Genomic DNA, 20704 nt, shown 5'->3' with positions numbered 1-20704 from the left:
ACACTGCCGTTTCTACCCGTCCCTACGGAGCGCTCGATGCGTATCGGCCTGGCCGCCAACCGTCTCCATCACCACGATGCGCGCGCCGCGCTGTTCCGCTGGCTGCGTGCCAGCGAGGCCGGGCTGCGTGAACTGGGCGTATCGCTGCACGCGGTCGGGCGCACCCACGATGCGATCGAACGGCAGGGCTTCCTGGCCGGCTACGGCGGCCTGCACCGCTACCCCTACGGGCGCGAGGGTGGCCTGATGAAACTGGTGGCCGAAGTGGTTGGCATGGGGCCGGATCGCACCCTGGACGGTGCGATCTACCTGATCGACCCGGTCGATCCTTCCTCGGTGTTTCCGGAGGCAACCGCGCTCAAGCGGCAGTGCGTGATCCACGGCAAGCCGTTCATTTCAACCGTGGCCACTGCGCGTGACTGGATCGAGGTGGAGCGCATCCACGCCGGGCTGGCTGCTGATGCCGGTGCCGACGATCTGCATGCCTTCCAGCACCAGACGCTGGCGCTGATCGCGCACGACGCGATGAAGCCGGCGATGCTGGCCTTCGCTGACGAGCACTTCGATGTGCTGGCACGGTTCGGCGAGCGCGTGGCGACCGGCACCACCGGCCAGCGCTTGAACGAGCTGGCCTGGAGCCGCGGCTGGCCCAGCGATACGCCGTGGGTGACGCGCTACCAGAGTGGCCCGATGGGCGGCGATGCGCAGATTGCCGACCGTGTGCTGGAGGGGCGCTGCCAGCGCGCGATCTTCTTCGAGGACCCGCATGTGGCACGCCAGCACGAGGCCGATATCCAGCTGCTGGAGCGCGCGGTGACGACGGTGACCGACCAGGCGGTGTGCCTCACCGCGCCGCGGGTGGCGGCACGCTGGGCGGCCGCGGCGGCATTGCGGGCGGGGTGAGGGTTTCGGCCAACGGCTGCGCCCCTCGTGGTCGGTCGTTCAAACCAGAAGCCGTGCTCGGCCAGGCGGGGTGGATTGCGCAGGGGTCGCTGCAAGTACGTCCCTGTAAGCTCGGTCGCCGCATCCATGCGGCTCACGCCCCTGCGCAACCCACCACGCCCGGCCACGGACAGATTCCGGTGTGCCCACCACGGAAGAAAGAAAGAAGAGCAGGAGCGGGTCGCGCGCTGCGCGCGCTTGTGTAGAGCCGAGCCCATGCTCGGCTGCATTCAACGGCAGCCGAGTGTGGGCTCGGCTCTACAGCAGCTGGCGTAGCATGGCTTTCAGGCGCCGACCTTCCAGCTGGAAGTAGTCGCGCTGTTCGCGCCAGGCAGGGAAACGTTGTTCGACTTCATGCCAGAACGCGGCCGAATGATTCGGCTGGATCAGGTGGCAGAGTTCGTGCACCAGCACGTACTCGAACGCTTCCGGACGACCCAGCACCAGGGCCAGGTCCAGGGCCATGCTGCCATCGGGGGCCAGCGAGCCCCACTGCGAGGACATCACCTTCAGGCGCAGGCGGCTGGGAGCGCGCGGCAGGGTGGGCAGGTACTTCGGCAGCCAGCGGCCGACGTCGGCGCGGGTCTGCGCTTCATAGAACTCGCGCAGCAGGCGGCGCAGGGTGGCGTCACCACCACGGGTCGGCCACTGCACGCAGGCACCGTGCCCGTCGATCTCCAGCCGCGCGTAGCGGCCTTCCTGCCAGCGCAGCGGCAACAGTTCACCGCGCAATGGCAGCACGCCGTCTTCGCCGGGCTGCAGCGATGCCGGCAGGCCCTGCCCCTGGTACTGCCGCAGCTGCAGCGCCAGCCAGTCGCGGTGCTGTTCCAGGAAGCGCTCGCCCATTACCAGGCTTGCGCGCGGTGGCAACGTCAACCGCGCGCCACGCTCGTCCACGCTCAGCTTGATGCGGCGCGCGCGCGGATCGCGCACGCGCAGCACCTCGATCTCGGCATCCTCCAGGCGCAGGCGAACGGTGTCGCGCTGTACGGTGGCGGGCGGGGGCGGCGTGATCAGGCGGCGCAGCAGACGGCTCATGCGCCCAGCATAGCGCTGCTTCGGGCCGCCGGATGACCGGCGACCGTCGAGCTGCCTGTTCAGTCAGCCTTGCTGAGCTTGAACGCTTCTTCCAGCAACAGGAACAGGCGGCGGATCTCGGCGCTCTGCAGGGCGAAGCGGGCATCGAACTCGGCACGGCGGCCGTCTTCGTCGGCATGCTCCAGCTGGTCCAGGGCGCCGTCGAGGAACTTCAGCTTGCGCACGATCAGGTCGTCGCCGATCACGAAGGACAGGTTGTCCTCGAAGATCAGCGCCAGCTTGGTCACCTGCTTGCCGGCGTCCAGGTGCTTGTCAATCTCGTCGCAGCGCAGTTCCTGGTGCTGGCACTTGACCACCGCGCCGCCTTCGACCGGATCCTTCATCTCGCACTCTTCGCCCAGGCTCAGCCCGGTCGGCAGCGGCTCTCCGGCGATCCAGCCGGTCAGGATCGAGCGCGGCGCGACTTCGGCGTTCAGCGGCATCGCCGGGAAGCTGCCGAGCAACCCGCGGATGTCGGACATGAAGTATTCGCCGGTCTTGCGGCTGGAGGTATCCACCGCCACGTAGCCGTGCTGCAGGTCGATGAAGGCGTCGTTGCGCGAGGACTTCACGAAGGCGCGCGGCAGCAGTTCATGCAGCAGGTCGTCCTTCATGCGCTTGCGCTCGCGGCCACCCGGGCGCCGCCCTTCCTTCTCCTCGATCTCTTCCAGCTTGCGCTCGAGCAGGTCGTTGACCACCGCCGCCGGCAGGATCTTGTCCTCGCCGCCCACGGTCAGCCACAGGTGTTCGGCGATGCGGTGGGACAGCAGTTCCTTCTCCTCGCGGCCGAACGGCGAAATGAAGCCGCGCGAATTCATTTCCAGCGCGCCAACAGGCTTGAGCACGGCGTGCGGCAGCAGGGTATCGACTTCGGAAAAATCGGTGGTGGTCGGGAAACGGAAGAACGTCAGGTTGCGAAAGAACATGGAATTCCGGATGGCGAAGAGGAAGGGCGACCGACCTTAAACGGTGGGCGTCTCGGGATCTGCGTCGGCATCGGCCGGGGAGCCGGCCAGCCAGGCATGGGCGTCGGGCAGCGGCGTGTCGTCGCGACGGCCCAGCGCCATGAAGTCGAACAGGGTGGTGTCGGCCAGCTGCGAGGGCCGGACTTCACCCATGGCGCGCGCGATCTGCTCGATGCGGCCCGGATGGTCCTTTTCCCACTGCTTGAGCATCAGGCCGACCTGGCGGCGCTGCAGGTTCTCCTGGCTGCCGCACAGGTTGCAGGGAATGATCGGGAACTGGCGTGCCTGCGCGTAGTCGACGATGTCGCGCTCGCGCACGTAGGCCAGCGGCCGGATCACCACGTGCCTGCCGTCGTCGCTGCGCAGCTTCGGCGGCATGCCCGCCAGCTTGGCATGGTGGAACAGGTTCATGAAGAACGTGGCCACCATGTCGTCGCGGTGGTGGCCCAGCGCGATCTTGGTGAAACCGTGGGTCTCGGCGTAGTTGTACAGCGCGCCACGACGCAGGCGCGAGCACAGCGAACACATCGTCTTGCCCTCCGGGATGACCCGGCTGACCACCGAATAGGTGTCCTGCTCGATGATGTGGTACGGCACGCCCAGCCCTGCCAGGTACTCCGGCAGGATGTGCTCGGGGAAGCCCGGCTGCTTCTGGTCCAGGTTCACCGCCACCAGCTCGAACGGCACCGGCGCCTTCTTCTGCAGCTGCAGCAGTACGTCCAGCAGGGTGTAGCTGTCCTTGCCGCCGGACAGGCAGACCATGACCTTGTCGCCGGCCTCGATCATGCCGAAGTCGGCAATCGCCTCGCCGACCTGGCGGCGCAGGCGCTTGGCCAGCTTGTGCTGCTCGCGCTCGGCCACGCGTGGATCGCGGGCGGCGCGCGGCTGGGGATCGGGAAGGGAAATCACGGCACTCATGGGTTCCATTCTAACGGCTCGGAGCCGCCCCGGCCGGGGATCGGGTTTCCCCTCTCCCGGCAGTCATCAACGCTGTGTATGCTCGGAGGCTGTGGATACCTACAGCCCCGCCGAGATCGTCGAGCACCTCGCCGCCCTGCGCGCCGAGCACCGCCTGCTGGATGAACAGATCACCCGCATGGCGGCCAACGGCGAGGACGAACTGGAAGCCAAGCGCCTGAAGCGGCGCAAGCTGCAGCTGAAGGACTGCATCGCCAGGCTGGAAAGCCTGCAGATTCCCGACGAGCCGGCCTGAGCCGGGTCCGGGTGGGTGCCAACCTTGGTTGGCCTCCCTCTCCGGTAGGTGCCAACCTTGGTTGGCACGGGTGGAAGTGTGCGGACCAAGGTCCGCACCCACCGCATTGTCCGGCGCGACCTTCAATCCTGCGGCGCAGGCTCGTCCGGGCGCGCTGCTTCCGGGCTGACCCGCTCGATGGTGTGGCGCAGCTCGCGCCCCAGGATGAACTTGGCGTCCTTGGCCCAGGCATCCAGGCGTTCGTCGAACAGCAGCTTGCTGTTCTCGTCCGGCCACACCAGGCGCAGTTCGCGCAGCTTCTGGATGAAGCCGCGGAACAGGGCCTTGTCGAAGAACTCGGGAGCGGCCGGCGCATAGAGCAGGCTCAGGCGCTGCGCGGCCTGCTGGCACAGGCTTTCCAGCTCGGCCGCACCGAGCACGCCCGGGCCGTTCTTCACCAGCACCGAGATGGCGATGTAGTAGCGCTCGAACGCCTGCTGCAGCGAATGGCCGATCGCCCGCAGGCGGAACACCTCGTCGGTCTGCCCGGTGTTGCGCGCCAGGATGCCGCCGTCGTCATCGTTGACGTTCTGCAGCAGGCCTTCGCGCACGAACACGTCGATGGTGCGGTCAATGCGCTGCGCAAACTCGTCCTCGCTCCACGGCAGGAACAGCTCGGCCTGCAGGAACGGGTACACCGTGCGGCCCAGCTGGACCAGGCCGGTACGGCTCATGCGGCGGTTGTTCTGGAAGCAGCAGGCCACCCACGACGATGCGGTGAACAGGTGCACCACGTTGTTGCGGAAGTAGCTCAGCAGCACCGCGGTGTCGCCGCTGACGCTGAGCACATCGCCGAGCGGATGCTTGATGCGGGTGAGGACGTTGATCTCCTCGGCATGGGCGATGATCCGCTCCGGCGAGTGCGGGGTCACCGTCACCCGGTCCGAGTACGGCATCTCGACCAGCAGCGTCTTGCACAGCTCGATCTGCGCGATCAGGTCGGCCTCGCCCATCGCGTGCTTCGGCGTGGACAGCAGGGCCAGCGCCAGCAGGTTGATCGGGTTGACGTCGGCAGCGCCGTTGATGCGTACCTGGATGCGTTCGGCCAGCGTATCCACCGTGGTCGACAGCCAGGCCGGCTTCTCGTCCTCGGGCACCGCCTCGCCCTTCCACTCCGGGGCCTTCTCGGCCAGCACATCGTTCAGCGCGATCGGCTCGCCGAAATTCACCACCACCTGGCCGTAGTTCTGCTTGAGCACCTTGGGGATGCCCCACAGCAGCGACCAGATCGACTCCTTTTCCTTCGGCCGGCCGGACAGTTCGTCCAGGTAGCTGCCGCCCTCCATCAGCTTCTCGTAGCCGATGTAGATGGGCTGGAACAGGACCGGCTTGCGCGGCTGGCGCAGGAATGCACGCAGCGTCATCGAGATCATGCCGCCCTTGGGCTGCAGCAGGCGCCCGGTACGCGAGCGGCCGCCTTCGACGAAGTACTCCAGCGAATAGCCACCGGCCACCAGCTGCGCGACGTACTCACTGAGCACCGCAGAGTACAGCGCATTGCCACGGATCGAACGGCGGATGAAGAAAGCACCGCCCTTGCGCAGCAGGGTGCCGACCACCGGCAGGTTCAGGTTGATGCCGGCCACGATGTGCGGCGGCACGATGCCACGGTCGTACAGCAGGTAGGACAGCAGCAGGTAGTCCATGTGGCTGCGGTGGCTGGGCACGTAGACCACTTCGTGGCCCGGCGCGGCGGCCTTGAACTTGTCCAGGTGGTGCACCAGCACGCCCGCATAGATGCGGTTCCACACGTGGCTGAGCATGAAGCTGGCCGAGCGCACCACCGGGCTGGAATAGTCCGCAGCGATTTCCCAGGCGTAGGCGTGCGCCTTCTTCCAGGCATCGGCCGGCTTCGAGTTGTCGCGCTTGGCCTGTGCGGCGATCGCTTCGCGGACCGGCTCGGCGGCCAGCACCTGGTCCACCAGCAGGCGCCGGGTCGACAGGTCCGGGCCGATCACCGATTCACGGATGCGGCGGAAATGGGTGCGCAGCACGCGCTGCAGCTTGCGCACCGTGCGCTCCGGCTCCAGGCCTTCGTCGACGGTGCTGCGCAGCGAGATCGGCGGGGCGAAGCGCACGATGGTATTGCGCCCGTTCAGCAGCAGCCCCAGCAGGCGGCGGAAGCGGCCCACCAGCGCCCAGTTTTCCGAGAACAACACCGCGAACCAGCCGCTCTGCTTGTCCGGCGCGCGGCCGACGAAGATCGACACCGGCACCAGGTGCACATCCAGGTCATCGCGCACGCGGTGCGCCTGCAGGACCTTGGCCAGCGAATCGGAGTGGGTCTTGGCGCCGCGCTGCTCGGGAATCAGCGAGTTGCTGGAGCTGCGCCGCGACAGCGCCAGATAGGCGCGCTTGCGGCCGGTCGGATCACCGGCCAGCGGCACCAGCGGCGACGGCAGGCCGGCCTGGCGGCAGGCCTTGTCCAGGATCAGCGCGTTGGACAGGCCGTAGTCTTCCAGCACGTACATGACCGGGCGGCCATCGTTGTACTGGCCCGGGTCTTCCGGCTCGATCTTCAGCGACAGCCACGGCTCGATCAGGCGGCCCAGCAACCGCGCCCACAGCGGGCGGCGGCCAGCCGGACGCGCGTGCGCGGGCGGCGGTACCGGGTTCGGGCCGGTACCGGTCGAGGGGGACGCCGGCACCGTATCGGCGGGCGTCGACTGGGATTCTTCGCCGGGGAACGGCAGCGGGTTCTGTTTCGACATCGGCGCCATTATGGCTTAGCCGGCGGTGTTGCCGCTTCCCCACCCTCGGCGGGGGCTTCAGCCGGTGCTGGCGACGCAGCCGCGCGGGCCGCATCGGCCTTGCGCAGCAGCGCATCGGTATCGGCCAGGGTGCGGGTCAGGTACCAGTCGCCCTCGCGCCGGCTCAGTGGCAGCTGCAGGGTCATCTCGCGACCGGCCAGGTCGTAGTGCAGGCGCACCAGCGCATTGTCGCCCTCTACCGAGAGCAGCTCGCCGCGCACGCTGCGCAGCGCGTCGTCCACGCCCAGCCCGTAACTGCCGAGCACCGCCTTGAGGGTGTGGATGAACGGCGCCAGCTGCTGCAGGCTGCCTTCCATGCCGGCCGCCTGCAGGCCGGCTTCGTCATCGAAGCCGACCTTGCTGGCGGCGCCGACCAGCGCGGCGATGGTGCTGCGGGCACGTGCGCGGTCGCTGATCGGGGCAGCCTGCGCCCACCCCGCCAGGGTCTCGACCAGGGCGATGTAGTGGGCCTGCTGGCTGGGCGTGTAGCCCTTCTGGTGGCGCAGGTACTGCACGCCGAAGTTGCCCATCGACTGTGCGGCCTGGCGCACGGCGCCGGCCTGGCCAGCCAGCTGGCGATCGAAGCTGCGCTGCAGTTCGGCGCTGGCACCGGGCTTGCGCAGTGCGGCCAGCATCGGCAGCAGCTGGTCGCCCAGTGGCAGCTCGGTCAGCGGCCACTGGCTGTGGCCCTCCACCCACGCCTGCTGCAGGCGCTGGTACTGGCCCGGCGGCACCGACAGCTTTGCGTAGCCGACCAGATCATCTTCGGCCAGGCGCAACGCCATCGCCTGTACTGCAGCCACCGGCTCGGCCGCCGGCCTGGCCGGATCGTTGGCAGACTCGCGACACCCCGCCACGGCCAGCAGCAGCATGGCCGCCAGCCCCCATCCACGCGCAGACTTTCCTCGCACCGCCACGCTCATGCACTCGGACTCCCCGGACCGGCCCGCATCTTGCGGCCTGCGACGTGACAGCGGCAAGCCGGGACGTCACGGTTTCCAGCCGAGGGGGGTCAGATCTCCTCTGCTGCGGCAGAAGGGATCTGACCCCAGCGCCGCCACCGGGATAAAAAAAGAGCCCGGATCACGGGGATCACAGGCTCTTCAAGCCGGCGCGGGGCCGGAGGACAGTGTTGTGGCACATGTCCGGCCCGAGGACCGGATGGCGGCGATCCTACGCTGCCGTTCAAGTTAAGGCAACACTTCACGTAATGCCATGTATGTATTTGATTTTATTGTATCAATCGCGTTGCCAAACCGCTTCGATGAAATCTACGGCGTGTTTTTCGGCGATTCGGGCATAAATCCCCGGATAGCCGGCCAGCGCACAGCCCTCGCCCCAGCTGACGACACCGAACTGGGTCCAGCCTTCACGCAGGCGCAGCAGCAGGGGGCCTCCGGAATCCCCCTGGCAGCTGTCGATGCCCTCGCGGCCGGCGCAGATGACCTTTCCACGTGACAGTTCACCGCCGTAGGCCTGCTGGCATTCGGTGAAGGAAACGAACGGCACCTGCGCGGTCTGCAGCTGAGTCGGATAGACCCGGCCATCGCCGATGTCGGTGTCTCCCCAGCCGATCACCGTGAATTCACGGCCCGGCTTGAGATAGCTGGCGTCGGGCCGCAGCCGCAGTGCCACCGGCTGTGCGCCGTCCAGCGGTGCGCTGAGCTGGATCAGGGCGACGTCGTGCTCCAGCGAATTGCCGCTGTTGAATGCCGGATGGACGTGGATCGCCTTGACGTTGGACGGTCGTGGCGCGGCGTCGGTGGACAGGGTCGTGACCTTGCCGACAACGGCGATGCCACCAGGCGCTTCGCGCTGCATGCAGTGCGCGGCCGTCAGCACCCACGAGGGCGAGATGAGGGTGCCCCCGCAGAAGTGGCGGTCGTGGTCCGAATCGCCGTCGAAGATGCCCTGGATGCTGACCATGAACGGGTACTCGTCGGCCGGCGCCGCTTCGCCGCCGATGATGCGCGGCGCATCGCGCAGCTGCGGCGCAGCGATGGCGGGTACGGCAGACGCGGCCAACAGCAGGCCGATGAACAAAGAGGTGCTGCGATACATTTCCCTGTACTCCTCTGTCGATGGTTGGAACCGGTGCGGCCGCGGTCCGTACCGGTGCATCGATTGGGGAGCAGTGGAGAGGCCCGCAGCGCGAACGTGCGCACAGTTCTCGTGGCTGGCGCTGCGTGCGACAGATGCAGCCCCACAAATGCGAACGCCATCCCGCATGGATCGGGATGGCGTTCGTGGTGCCAGCGTGACCGGCGTCGGTGGTGGGCTCAGCGTGCAGCCAGAGCCGACGCGATTTCCTGCTGGATCGCCCGCGCTGCGGCCTGCGGATCGGCGGCCAGGCGGATCGGGCGACCGACCACGATGGCATCGGCGCCATCGGCAAAGGCCTGCGCTACGCCAACGGTACGCTTCTGGTCATCGCCGACCGGGCCACCGGGGCGGATGCCAGGGCAGACGATCGAGAATCCGCTGCCGGTGGCAGCGCGGATCGGGCCGGCTTCCTGGCCCGAAGCGATCACGCCATCGATGCCGGCGGCCTGGGCAGCCAGCGCGCGCTCGACCACCACGTCCACCGGTTCGCGGTCGATGCCCATCTGTGCGAGGTCGGGGCGCCCCATCGAGGTCAGCACGGTCACTGCCAGCAGGCGCATGTCGCCGCTGTTGGCGGCCGCGCACGCCTCCATCATGGCCGGGTGCCAACCATGGATGGTGGCGTAGCTGACCGGCCACTGCGACAGGCGCTTGATCACCGCCGCAGCGGTGGCCGGAATGTCGAAGAACTTCAGGTCGACGAACACGCGCTTGTCGCGGCGGGCCAGCTCATCGAGCACCTGGAAGTACTCGCCGGAGGCGAGCAGTTCCATGCCGATCTTGTAGAACGCCACGCTGTCGCCCAGGCGGTCGACCCACGCCAGCGCCTGCGCGCGGTCAGGCACGTCCAGCGCGAAGATCAGGCGCTCGTCATCGCGCAGCGGCAGCGGTGCGCGGCTCATGGTGCGTAGTCCAGCGCGGCGCGCTTGGCGTCGTGGCGGGCCTGGCGCGACTGGCTGTAATCGTTGTTGAACTGCGCCGGCTCGAAGCCGCCGTAGGTCGGGTTCGGCAGCATCCACCAGCGCTCGCCGAACCAGTCGTGGTACTGCTGCAGCAGGGCGTCACGGCCTTCGTTGGTGTTGGCGGTCACTTCCACGAAGTCACCCAGCTGGTCGCCGAACTGCATCAGCACGCGGTACTTCTGCCCGGCCAGGCGGCGGCGGCAGTTCTTCTCGCTGCCAGCCTGCTCGCAGCCTTCGACCACGGTGCCCAGGCCCAGGAACACGCTGTCATCGGCCACCGGCAGGCCCTGCTCGCGCAGGTTGGCCAGGGTCGCGTCCTTCAGGTGCACAGCACGGTTGGAGATGTACAGCAGGGTCACGCCCTTGGCGTTGGCCGCCTTGGCGAAATCAACCACGCCCGGGATCGCCTTGGCCTTCTTTTCGGCCACCCACTGGTCCCAGCTCAGCTCGTCGTATTCCTTGCCGTCGCGCACCAGGCGCGCCTGGTAGGGCGAGTTGTCCAGCACTGTCTCGTCCACGTCCAGCACCACGGCCGGCTTCAGGCCCTTGGCCTCGTTGCCGCGTTCTTCCGGCACCAGAGCATCCCAATGGGCTTCCTTCAGCGCCACGTCCAGGTGGTCGGCGGCGGCGCGGTAGGTCTGCTCGGTGATCGCCCTGTACTCCTGCGCACGCTGCATCCACAGCACGGCGTTGAGGTTGTCGTTGGCGGTGGCATCACGCGCGCCATCGGCCTTGGCGGCGGACGCCGGGGCCTGCGGCGCCGCGGCTTCAGCGGCAGGCGCGTCCACGCGCTTGCAGGCGGACAGGCCCAGCGCCGCGGTGGCGAGCAGGGTCAGGGACAGGGAAACAGGACGACGCATGGATTCACCGGCAATCAGATATACCGGCGCATTTTACCGGCAAAGCCGGCCCTGGGACGGCTATGCTTGGTGGTTGACCCGCTGCTCTTCCGGAGGCCGCCATGACCGATTCCACCCAGACCCCTGACGTCCCCCTGCTCGATGCGGTGCAGGCCCGCCTGCTGGGCTGCCTGGTGGAGAAGGAGGCAACCACACCGGACACCTACCCGCTGACGGTCAATGCGGCCCAGTCGGCCGCCAACCAGAAGACCGCCCGGGAGCCGGTGATGAACGTCGACGCCGGCAGCGTGCAGCACGCGCTGCGCCAGCTGGAAGCACTGGGCCTGGCTCGCCAGCACTTCTCCTCGCGCGCCGACCGCTACGAGCACCGCCTGCAGGCCGCGCTGGACCTGACCCGGCAGCAGACCGTGCTGCTGGCGCTGCTGTTGCTGCGCGGCCCACAGACCCTGGGCGAGCTGGTGTCGCGCAGCGAGCGTCTGTACCGGTTCGCGGATATCGACGAAGCCCGCCACGCCATCGAGCGCCTGCAGCAGCGCGCGCTGCTGGTGGTGCTGCCGCGCGCCAGCGGCCAGCGCGAAGACCGCTACATGCACCTGCTGTGCGGTGAAGTGGATGGTGCCGCGCTGGCGGCCAAGTACGCCAGCAGTGGCGGTGGCAGCAGCGATGCGGCCGATCCGGGCCTGGCCGAGCGCGTGGCCCAGCTGGAAACGGCCGTGGCCGAGCTGCAGGCGCAGCTGGCAGAACTGCGCGGTTGAGGTCCACATCCGGTAGTGCCGGCCGCTGGCCGGCAACCCGGTGATGCCTGGATGCCGGCCAGCGGCCGGCACCTACGATCATCAGGGATCAGACCTCCGCCGCTCCCGGCGTGGCATACAGCCGGCTCGGGCTGTCCACGCCCGGCAGCTGGATCACTCCGCGCTCCTGCATGCCCAAGCCCAGCAGGATCTTCCCGGACACCACGTTGTCCAGATCGGTAATGCCATACAGATCCCGCAAGCTCAGCGCTCCGCGTGCATGCGCGAACACCGCACGCGCCGCCTCACCGGCGTAGCCCTGCCCGGCAAATTCCGAGAGCACCGCATAGCCGATGTCCGGCCCCGGCAGGCCATCACGCCGCACCAGCCCGGCATTGCCCAGCCACGCGCCATCGGACAAGCGCTCGATGGCATACATGCCGAACCCGTTCAACGCATAGCTGTGCAGCACCCGCAGCGCGATGTACTCCCGCGCCTGCTCCTCGCTGCGTACGTTGCGGTCGCCGATGAAACGCAAGAAGCCCGGATCATTCAACAGCGCCAGCATCGGCACCGCATCGCGATCAGGCTCGATCGCACGCAGGCGCAGACGTTCACTCTCGATCGGTTGCACAGGCAGACCTCCAGCCGAAACCCCGATTCTGCCTCAACCCCGGCTGCTGCTTTTGATTTTCTTTTTTCTTTCCGTGGCTGGCGCGCACGGAAACTGTCAGGGGCCGGGCGGGTGGGCTGGGCGGGACCGTCCGCGGCATGGATGCCGCGGCCGAGCCCCCATGGATGGGTTTACGGCGTGTCGCGACCGGCCCACCCGCCCGGCCCCCCACGAGTGCATTGCGAACGGCGCCAACCACGAGGGGCCGCGCCGTTCGCCGATCAGTCGAACAACGCCTCGATCGCCGCCAACCCCGCGCTCGCCCGTTCCTTCTTCCGCGCTGCATCGGCCACCGGATCGGCACCGTCGCGCTGGATCTCCTCGGCCGGGATCTCATCGAAGAACCGGCTCGGCTTCAGCCGCACATGCTCGCCGAACTTGCGCGTGAGCTTGCTGTAACTCATCCACAGCTGGATCTTGGCGCGGGTGATGCCCACGTACAGCAGGCGACGTTCTTCCTGCAGGTTGCCCTCATCCAGGCTGACCTGGTGCGGCAACACGCCGTCCTCGCAGCCGACGATGAACACGTACGGGAACTCCAGGCCCTTGGAAGCGTGCAGGGTCATCATGCGCACCTGGTTGCCGCCCTCGTCCTTGTCGCTGCGCGAGAGCAGCGCCAGCTGGCCGGCCAGGTCGGCGGCGGTGGCACCGCGCGGGCCGCCCTCGAACCACTGCGCCAGTTCCTCGATGTTGTTCGCCCGGCGCTGGTAGCTGGCCTCTTCCTTGGCCTGCTGGCGCAGCTCGCTCAGCAACCCCGATTCCTTGGCCACCTTGCGGATCATGTCGCCGGACGTCACCTGGCGCATCTGCGCCCGCAGGTCGCGCAGGATGTCGGTGAAGCGCGCCAGGCTGTTGGCCGCGCGCGGCGGCAACTGCTGCAGGGCGCCGATGGTCTCGGCCACATGCGCCATCGGCATGTCCTTTTCCTGCGCCAGCTCGGCCAGCCTGGCCAGCGTACCGGCACCCACATCGCGCTTGGGCGACTGCACCGCCCGCATGAACGCGGTGTCATCGTCCGGGTTCACCAGCAGCCGCAGCCAGGCCAGCGTGTCCTTCACTTCCTGGCGTTCCAGGAACATCGTGCCGCCGGTCAGGTGGTAGGGGATGCGCAGCAGCTGCATCGCCTTTTCCAGCGGCCGCGACTGGAAGTTGCCACGGAACAGGATGCAGAAATCACTCCACGGCACGTTGCGCGACTGCGCCACGAAGGCGATTTCGGCGGCGACCTTTTCCGCTTCGTGCTCACTGTTGCGGCACTCCCACACGCGGATGCGCTCACCGTCGGCCTGGTCGCTCCACAGCTTCTTCAGGTGTTCGTGCGGGTTGTTGGCGATCAGCGCATTGGCTGCACGCAGCACGCGGTTGGAGCAGCGGTAGTTCTGCTCCAGCTTGATGATTTCCAGCGTGGGGTAGTCACGCCCCATCTGCTGCAGGTTCTCCGGGTTGGCGCCACGCCAGGCGTAGATCGACTGGTCATCGTCTCCCACGCAGGTGAAATTGCCCTTCTCACCAGCCAGCTGCTTGAGCAGGCGGTATTGCGCGTCGTTGGTGTCCTGGCATTCGTCCACCAGCAGGTAGCCGATGCGCTCGCGCCAGGCCAGGGCGATCTCGGGGTTCTCTTCCAGGATCTGCACCGGCAGGCGGATCAGGTCATCGAAATCGACCGCATTGAACGCGGTCAGCCGCAGCTGGTAGCGCTCGTAGACGCTGGCCGCTTCCTTCTCGCGGTTGCTGCGTGCGGCGGCCATCGCCTGCTCGGGCGACAGCCCGGCGTTCTTCGCGCGCGACACCAGGTTCTTCATGTCCTCGATGTCATCGGGCTTGGCGCCGTGCATCAGGTCCTTGATCTGCGCGGCGGCATCATCGGCATCGAAGATCGAGAAGCCGCGCTTCAGGCCCACGGCGGCATGTTCGATCTGCAGGAACTTCAGGCCCAGCGCATGGAAGGTGCAGATGGTCACCTCGTCGGCGTCCTGCTCGCGCAGGCGCTTGGCCACGCGCTCGCGCATTTCCTTGGCCGATTTGTTGGTGAAGGTGATCGCCGCGATGCGGCGCGCCGGATAGCGGCCACTGCCGATCAGGTGGGCGATCTTCTCCACGATCACCCGCGTCTTGCCGCTGCCGGCGCCGGCGAGCACCAGCAAGGGGCCTTCGATGTGCAGGACGGCGGCGGCTTGGGGGGGATTGAGACCGTGCATGGGGACAGGATTGTAGCGGGGTGCCGGCGGGCCGACCTGACTTGCATGACGCCTGGCCCTAAGGTATTGAGTCGACTCCGGAACACAGGAGCGTGGTCCATGTCCTTGAACATCATCGCCCGCCCGCTGGTGGCTACCCTGCTGGGCCTGCTGGCCGTGCCTGCGGCCGGGTCCAGCCCGGCACCGCCTGCCGACGCCTATGAAACGATCGTGCTGCAGTCGCACGAGTTCCTCGTCTACCATCCGGACCTGCGCTTCCGTGGGCTCGGCATGCAGGCCCGCGAGCGGGGCCGCCACGAAGAGGCCCGCAACGACTTCCGCAATGCCGCGCGCTACGGCGACAAGCTCTCACAGGCAGCGCTGGCCGACATGCTCTGGAACGGGCAGGGCGGTCCGGTCGACCGCGCCCTGGGCTATGCATGGATGGACCTGGCGGCCGAGCGCGGCACCGAGTGGCTGGTGGTACAGCGCGAACGCTTCTGGGAGGCGCTGTCCGCCGACGAGCGCGAGCGCGCGGTACGCGAGGGCCGCGCGCTGTATGCCGAGTTCGGCGACCCGGCCGCGACGCCGCGGCTGGAACGTGAACTGCGGGCCGGCAGCATGCGGCAGACCGGCAGCCGCGCCGGCTGGAACGGCGCCATGCGCAGCCAGGGCCGTGGCGATGCGGGGGCCCGTGTGCTGCAACCGGAAAAGCACCAGTTGGCGCGCTACTGGGACCCGGTGGCCTACCGGCAATGGCAGGACGAGGAGCTGGCCAGATCGGGGCGATGAGCCACGCCTGCCAGGCCATCGTTGCCTCGGCGCTGCTGGCACCGAGGTACGCGACAGCCGGCACGTGATCGCCCGGCCACGGCCGATCCGCGACGGCGGGCCGGGTGGCGACTAGAATTGGCCGATGGCCAAGCTCTACTTCTACTACTCGGCGATGAACGCCGGCAAGACCACCACCCTGCTGCAGAGCGCGCACAACTACCGCGAGCGCGGCATGCGGGTGGCGATCCTGACCCCACGCCTGGACGATCGTGCCGGCGCCGGCGTGGTTGCCTCGCGGATCGGACTGCGCGCTGACGGCATGGCCTTCGACCGCGATACCGACCTGCAGCGCTGGGTGGAGCAGGATCTGGCAGCCAACGGCCCGATGGGCTGCGTGCTGGTGGACGAGGCGCAGTTCCTGACCCGCGCCCAGGTCTGGCAGCTCAGCGAGGTCGTCGACCAGCTGCGCATTCCGGTGCTGTGCTACGGCCTGCGTACCGACTTCCGCGGCGAGCTGTTCGAAGGCAGCCAGTACCTGCTGGCCTGGGCCGACGAGATGCAGGAGATCAAGACCATCTGCCACAGCGGCAAGAAGGCGACGATGACCGTGCGCGTGGACGAGCATGGCCACGCCGTGCAGGACGGCCCGCAGGTGGAGATCGGTGGCAACGAGCGCTACGTGTCGGTCAGCCGCGCGGAGTTCAAGAAGATCACCCGCGGCGAAGGCCGGATCGATCCGGCGCAGGCGCCCCTGCCGCTGTAAGGGGTGTTCTTTTGCAGGGCTTGCAGCCCTGCACCTGCTTCAAGCCGAAGCAACGGCAACGGCGGGCATTCCGTGGAATGGCGGGGCGGTGTCGGAGTGCGGGGACGCTGCAAGTACGTCCCTGTAAGCTTGGCAGCCGCATCCATGCGGCTGACACCCCGCACTCCGACACCGCCCCACCTCTGACACAATCCCGCAGCTGTTGGTGGGTGTCGACCTTGGTCGACACATCTGTCAGATATCGAATGAAATTCCGGGGTCAGATCCGTTTTCCTTCGGAAAACGGATCTGACCCCATGAGCTGTTCCGACAGATCGCGGAGATCTGTCGAAGGCGGGGTGGGTCCGGTTGCGGGGGCGTGAGCGCCATGGATGGCGCGACCGAGGCTACATGGACGTACTTGCGCCGTCCCCCTCAACCGGACCCACCCCGCCTTCCTACAGGAAACCAGCTTCTGCCGTTGCTTCGGCTCTGGCCTCTGCAGGTGCAGGGCTGCAAGCCCTGCAAACCCAATCCCCACTTAGTACAGCGTGCGCTCCGGCGCACCGGCCGGCGGCGGGGTGTACTGGTACAGCCAGGTCTCGGTGAGGGTCTTGCCACCACTGCGCAGGAACAGGCGGATGTCGATCTGCTCGGTACTGCCTTCCGGCGGCACCAGGTCGAACATCGCGCGATAGCCGTTGATCTCGCGCAGCGGGCGCGCCGACACGATCTCGACCCGGCCACGGCTGGCTTCCACCACCGCTTCGACCTCGGCCTTGTCGATCAGCCTGGCCAGTTCGCCACCTTCGAAGTCCACCGCGAAGCGCCAGCTGAAGTACTCACGCTTCTTGCCGACCACACCGCCCAGGCCGGTGCGGCTGGCCACGCAGTGCGCCAGCGGCGGGCGCGCCGGCGGTTCGGCGCCCCAGTACAAGCGGTAGCCGACCAGCAGCTCCTGGCCCGGCTGCGGCTTTTCCTTCGGGTTCCAGAACGCCACGATGTTGTCGAACGTCTCGTCCACGGTGGGAATCTCCACCAGCTGCACCGAGCCCTCGCCCCATTCGCCCTTCGGCTCCACCCACAGGCACGGGCGCTTCTCGTAGAACACGCCGTCGTCCTGGTAATGGTCGAAGTTGCGGTCGCGTTGCAGCAGGCCGAAGCCGCGCGGGTTGCGGTCCACGAACATGTTGAAGCGCAGGTTGCGCGGGTTCAGCAGCGGGCGCCAGATCCATTCGCCGGCACCGGTCCACAGCGACAGGCCATCGGTATCGTGGATCTCCGGGCGCCAGTCCCAGCCCATGCGGCGGTCGTTCTCGCCCACCTGGTACATGCTGGTGCACGGGGCGATGCCCAACCGCTCGATCGCCTTGCGCGGGTACAGCGCGCTGTCGATGTCCATCAGCAGCACGTCACCGTTGGTGATCGCGAAGCGATAGGCACCGGCCACGCTGGGCGAATCCAGCAGGCCATAGACCACGATCGTCTCCGAATCAGCCGACGGCTGTTCCAGGTAGTAGGCGATGAAATCCGGGAATTCCTCCGGCTTGCCCATGCCGGTGTCGATCGCCAGGCCACGCGCGGACTGGCCGTACTGGCCTTCCTTGCCGACCGCGCGGAAGTAGCTGGCGCCCAGGAAGGCGGCGAAGTCGCGGTCGGTGTCCTTGCGGGTGTTCAGGCGGAACCCGGCGAAGCCCAGATCGGCCGGCAGCTCGCCATCCTTGATGCCGCTCTTGCCGTAGTTGAACGCCGCGCCGTCATACGCCAGTTCCTGCGCCTTGCCGTCGACCACGTCGAACATGCGCACCGGCGAATGGAAGTACAGGCCCAGGTGGAAGAACTTGGCCTGGAACTTGCCGGGCTGGTCGGCCCACAGCGCATGGTCCTGGCGGTAGCCAATCGACTGGTACTGGTCCCAGTCCAAGCCTTCCAGGCGGCCCGGCAGCACCCGCTTGTGGCTCTTGTAGGGTGCCTGTGCCAGCGCGCGCGCCTGGCCCTTCAGGGTGGCGAAGTCGAACGGCTGCGGTTGGCCGAGGCGGCGCAGGCCCATCTGGCCGCTCCTGCTGGCCGCGCACGCGGGCAGGGACGGAAGGCCGAATGCAGCCAGGGCGAGGGAGGCATTGCGGATGAAGTCGCGTCGTTGCATGCAGGCGCGTCAGGCACAGGGAGGAAGGTCGGCCATCATAGGCAGACAAACGTTAACGGGCAGCGGAGACGCGCCCTGCCCGTTCAGCTGCCGCTGGTCGCCGGCTCAGCGCTGGCAGTGGCTGCACCAGACGCTGGCGCGCTGGCCGATGGTGGCGTGCTTCAGCGCGCGCCCGCAGTTCGGGCACGGCAGCCCGTCGCGGCCGTACACCAGCAGCTCCTGCTCGAAGTAGCCCGGCGCACCGTCGGGGCTGATGAAATCGCGCAGGGTGGTGCCGCCGCGGGTGATGGCGTAGCCCAGGATCTCCTTCACCGCGTCGGCCAGCCGCTGGTAGCGTTCTCGCGAGATCTTTCCTGCCTCGCGCAACGGACTGATGCCGGCCTTGAACAGGCTCTCGGCGGCGTAGATGTTGCCCACGCCCACCACCACCGCCTGGTCCATCAGGAAGGTCTTCACCGGCGCGCTGCGGCCCCGGCTGCGGGCGAACAGGTAGTCGCCGTCGAACGCGTCGTCCAGGGGCTCCGGGCCCAGCCCCTGCAGCAGCGGGTGGATCTCCCCAGCCGGCTGCCAGAGCAGGCTGCCGAAGCGGCGCGGGTCGTTGAAGCGCAGCAGGCGGCCGTTGTCCAGGCTGATGTCGACGTGGTCATGCGCCCGCAGCGGGGTATCACCGGGCAGCACGCGCAGGCTGCCGGACATGCCCAGGTGCAGTACGGCGCTGCCGATGGCGGTATCCAGCAGCAGGTACTTGGCTCGCCGGCGGATGTCCTCGATGCGTTGCCCCGGCAGCAGCTCGGCCACTTCCGGCGGAATCGGCCAGCGCAGATCGGCGCGGCGCAGGATCACGCCATGCACACGGCGGCCCTGCAGGTGCGGCGCCAGGCCGCGGCGGGTGGTTTCGACTTCGGGCAGTTCAGGCATGGGGCGATTCTACGCCCGCTCAACGCGGCGGCGCGGACAGCTCGCGGGCATCCAGGAAGCCATCACCGTTGGCATCCTGCTTGTGAAAGCGCTGCACGATCACCTGCCGCTGCTGCTCGCGGCTGATTGCCCTGCCCTTGCCGCCGGGCAGCTCGTCGGCGCTCAGCACGCCATCACCGTTGCGGTCCATGCGATCGAAGGCATACAGCATCCACTGTACGTACTCGGCCTCGCTGACCCTGCCGTCGCCATCGCTGTCCATCCGCTGCAGATAGCTGGCGGTGTCGGTGACCTGGGCCAGCGCCGCACCCGGCAGCAGCGCCGCCAGCAGAAGCCCGTACCCTGCCCTCACGCGCCCACCAGGCTGTAGCCCTTCAAGCGTGCGGCGTAGGCCTGCAACGCCGCGATACCGCTTTCCTCGGCCTCGCGGCACCACGCCTGCAGCTGATGCAGGCGCTCGGCGGCGTCGTGGCCACGGGCTTCCAGCAGCGCAGCCAATCGCCCGCGGTACTCGACCAGGGTGCGGATGCGCGGCCGCTGCGCCACCCATGCGCTGAGCTGGGCGCGGCTGTCCGGCTTCAGCCAGCGGCCATCGTTGACCAGGCCACGGCGCAACCGGCGTGGCAGCAGGCGGCGCAGCTTGGCCCCGGCCTGCGCGGCCTCCTCGCGCAGGGCCGGCATGAACACGTTGCGCTGGTAATCGGTCATCGCCTGGAAGCGGTGCGACAGCAGCGCCTTCAGCGTTTCGGCATCGGGCACGGCGATGTTCGGGCGCACGTCCATGGCCGGCGCCACCCGCAGCACCCTGGCCAGGCGCAGCGCCTGCAGCAGGCGGATCGCACTCCAGCCGATATCGAACTCCCAGCGCCGCATCGCGAAGCGCGCCGAACTGGGGAAGGCATGGTGGTTGTTGTGCAGCTCCTCGCCACCGATCCAGAACCCCCACGGCGTGAGATTGGTGGAGGTATCGGCCGACTCGTAGTTGCGGTACCCCCACCAGTGGCCCAGGCCATTGACTACGCCCGCCGCCCAGAACGGGATCCACGCCATCTGGATCGCCCACAGCGCCACGCCGGACAGGCCGAACAGCACACTGTTGATCGCCAGCAGCACTACCGGCCCCAGCGTGGCGTGCGGGGTATACAGGTGGCGCTCGATCGCGTCGTCCGGCGTGCCGCGCCCGTACTGCTCGATGTCCGCGCGCATGCCGCGCGCTTCGCGGTACAGCTCCACGCCATGCCAGAACACCTTGCCGATGCCGCGGGTGACCGGGCTGTGCGGATCGTCCTCGGTCTCCACCTTGGCGTGGTGCTTGCGATGGATGGCCACCCACTCGCGGGTGATCATCGACGTGGTCAGCCACAGCCAGAAGCGGAACACGTGCGCCAGCGCCGGATGGAAATCGACCCCGCGATGGGCCTGGCTGCGGTGCAGGTACAGGGTTACCGAGAAGATGGTGATCTGGGTGAAGACCAGCAACACCGCCAGCATGGCCCACCCTCCCAGGCCGAGCACACCACCGGTCAACAGGGACATCAGGGCATCAGACATGGCAGCTCTCCGGATCGACGCGGGGATGGCAGACATGATGGGCGCTTGCGTTGCAAACTGCATCCCTGCGGCGATGTA

19 protein-coding genes are annotated in these 20704 nt (G+C 67.9%); 5 read left to right on the top strand and 14 right to left on the bottom strand.

All coding sequences use genetic code 11. The features are described from left to right. The first annotated feature begins 36 nt into the window (after positions 1-36). Positions 37-903 carry a methylglyoxal synthase gene (locus ACM0O9_RS10710; RefSeq protein WP_065178669.1) on the top strand — a complete coding sequence of 289 codons (867 nt, stop codon included), beginning with the start codon at positions 37-39 and terminating at the stop codon, positions 901-903. Between the two features lie 297 nt (positions 904-1200). On the opposite strand, the gene ACM0O9_RS10705 is transcribed toward ACM0O9_RS10710, so the two are convergent. The 3 genes from ACM0O9_RS10705 to ttcA are packed head-to-tail and all read right to left on the bottom strand — an operon-like array spanning position 1201 to position 3902. Then, positions 1201-1980 (bottom strand): M48 family metallopeptidase, encoded by a 780-nt coding sequence (locus ACM0O9_RS10705; RefSeq protein ID WP_065185525.1) that lies wholly within the window; start codon positions 1978-1980, stop codon positions 1201-1203. Between the two features lie 59 nt (positions 1981-2039). Continuing rightward, positions 2040-2945 carry a recombination-associated protein RdgC gene (locus ACM0O9_RS10700; protein ID WP_005421064.1) on the bottom strand — a complete coding sequence of 302 codons (906 nt, stop codon included), beginning with the start codon at positions 2943-2945 and terminating at the stop codon, positions 2040-2042. Between the two features lie 36 nt (positions 2946-2981). Then, the gene (ttcA, locus tag ACM0O9_RS10695; protein WP_172412120.1) at positions 2982-3902 is read right to left on the bottom strand and encodes a tRNA 2-thiocytidine(32) synthetase TtcA; all 921 of its coding nucleotides are present in this window, start codon (positions 3900-3902) and stop codon (positions 2982-2984) included. 91 nt (positions 3903-3993) lie between these two features. On the opposite strand from ttcA, the gene ACM0O9_RS10690 reads away from it, so the two are divergent. Beyond that, entirely contained in the window at positions 3994-4197 is a 204-nt protein-coding gene (locus tag ACM0O9_RS10690; RefSeq protein WP_005421068.1) for a YdcH family protein, read from the top strand. 122 nt (positions 4198-4319) lie between these two features. Here the strand turns inward: ACM0O9_RS10690 and plsB are convergent, their stop codons facing one another. The 5 genes from plsB to ACM0O9_RS10665 form a co-directional block, all read right to left on the bottom strand. Beyond that, on the bottom strand, positions 4320-6956 hold the full coding sequence (gene plsB, locus ACM0O9_RS10685; RefSeq protein ID WP_032954727.1) for a glycerol-3-phosphate 1-O-acyltransferase PlsB: 2637 nt from the start codon (positions 6954-6956) through the stop codon (positions 4320-4322). After that, positions 6956-7909: a hypothetical protein gene (locus ACM0O9_RS10680; protein ID WP_065185524.1), complete on the bottom strand. Its 954-nt coding sequence runs from the start codon at positions 7907-7909 to the stop codon at positions 6956-6958. Before ACM0O9_RS10680 ends, plsB begins: the two co-directional genes overlap by 1 nt. 316 nt (positions 7910-8225) lie before the next feature. Next, the gene (locus ACM0O9_RS10675) at positions 8226-9047 is read right to left on the bottom strand and encodes a S1 family peptidase (protein WP_065185523.1); all 822 of its coding nucleotides are present in this window, start codon (positions 9045-9047) and stop codon (positions 8226-8228) included. 218 nt (positions 9048-9265) lie between these two features. Continuing rightward, complete coding sequence (pyrF, locus tag ACM0O9_RS10670) at positions 9266-9991, bottom strand: orotidine-5'-phosphate decarboxylase (protein ID WP_005421084.1); 726 nt, start codon at positions 9989-9991, stop codon at positions 9266-9268. Then, on the bottom strand, positions 9988-10911 hold the full coding sequence (locus ACM0O9_RS10665; RefSeq protein WP_005421086.1) for a 5'-nucleotidase, lipoprotein e(P4) family: 924 nt from the start codon (positions 10909-10911) through the stop codon (positions 9988-9990). Before ACM0O9_RS10665 ends, pyrF begins: the two co-directional genes overlap by 4 nt. 101 nt (positions 10912-11012) lie before the next feature. Here ACM0O9_RS10665 and ACM0O9_RS10660 point away from each other — a divergent pair, with 101 nt between their 5' ends. Then, on the top strand, positions 11013-11666 hold the full coding sequence (locus ACM0O9_RS10660) for a YceH family protein (protein ID WP_061479929.1): 654 nt from the start codon (positions 11013-11015) through the stop codon (positions 11664-11666). An 88-nt stretch (positions 11667-11754) separates the two neighbouring features. Here the strand turns inward: ACM0O9_RS10660 and ACM0O9_RS10655 are convergent, their stop codons facing one another. Then, positions 11755-12279, bottom strand: a complete 525-nt coding sequence (locus tag ACM0O9_RS10655) for a GNAT family N-acetyltransferase (protein WP_065185522.1) — start codon at positions 12277-12279, stop codon at positions 11755-11757. A gap of 260 nt (positions 12280-12539) precedes the next feature. Continuing rightward, positions 12540-14516 (bottom strand): UvrD-helicase domain-containing protein, encoded by a 1977-nt coding sequence (locus ACM0O9_RS10650; protein ID WP_053498020.1) that lies wholly within the window; start codon positions 14514-14516, stop codon positions 12540-12542. A 99-nt stretch (positions 14517-14615) separates the two neighbouring features. On the opposite strand from ACM0O9_RS10650, the gene ACM0O9_RS10645 reads away from it, so the two are divergent. Beyond that, a complete protein-coding gene (locus ACM0O9_RS10645) occupies positions 14616-15287 on the top strand; it encodes an SEL1-like repeat protein (RefSeq protein WP_005421099.1) in 672 nt (223 codons plus the stop codon). Between the two features lie 124 nt (positions 15288-15411). Beyond that, entirely contained in the window at positions 15412-16032 is a 621-nt protein-coding gene (locus ACM0O9_RS10640; protein WP_005421101.1) for a thymidine kinase, read from the top strand. Between the two features lie 520 nt (positions 16033-16552). Here ACM0O9_RS10640 and ACM0O9_RS10635 read toward each other — a convergent pair. From ACM0O9_RS10635 to ACM0O9_RS10620, 4 genes are all read right to left on the bottom strand, one after another. Beyond that, a complete protein-coding gene (locus tag ACM0O9_RS10635; protein ID WP_032954730.1) occupies positions 16553-18157 on the bottom strand; it encodes an OpgD/OpgG family glucan biosynthesis protein in 1605 nt (534 codons plus the stop codon). A gap of 105 nt (positions 18158-18262) precedes the next feature. Further along, a complete protein-coding gene (gene mutM / locus ACM0O9_RS10630; protein ID WP_005421105.1) occupies positions 18263-19075 on the bottom strand; it encodes a bifunctional DNA-formamidopyrimidine glycosylase/DNA-(apurinic or apyrimidinic site) lyase in 813 nt (270 codons plus the stop codon). A 19-nt stretch (positions 19076-19094) separates the two neighbouring features. Continuing rightward, positions 19095-19427, bottom strand: a complete 333-nt coding sequence (locus ACM0O9_RS10625) for an EF-hand domain-containing protein (protein WP_053496705.1) — start codon at positions 19425-19427, stop codon at positions 19095-19097. Next, positions 19424-20626 (bottom strand): DesA family fatty acid desaturase, encoded by a 1203-nt coding sequence (locus ACM0O9_RS10620; RefSeq protein WP_065186835.1) that lies wholly within the window; start codon positions 20624-20626, stop codon positions 19424-19426. The genes ACM0O9_RS10625 and ACM0O9_RS10620 overlap by 4 nt, the downstream gene beginning before the upstream one ends. Between the last annotated feature and the right edge of the window lie 78 nt (positions 20627-20704).

This window comes from Stenotrophomonas sp. FR012 (genome assembly GCF_047520565.2).
Lineage (GTDB): Bacteria > Pseudomonadota > Gammaproteobacteria > Xanthomonadales > Xanthomonadaceae > Stenotrophomonas > Stenotrophomonas sepilia.
The sequence above is the reverse complement of the archived record's forward strand: the minus strand, read 5'-3'. Positions and strand labels throughout refer to the sequence as shown.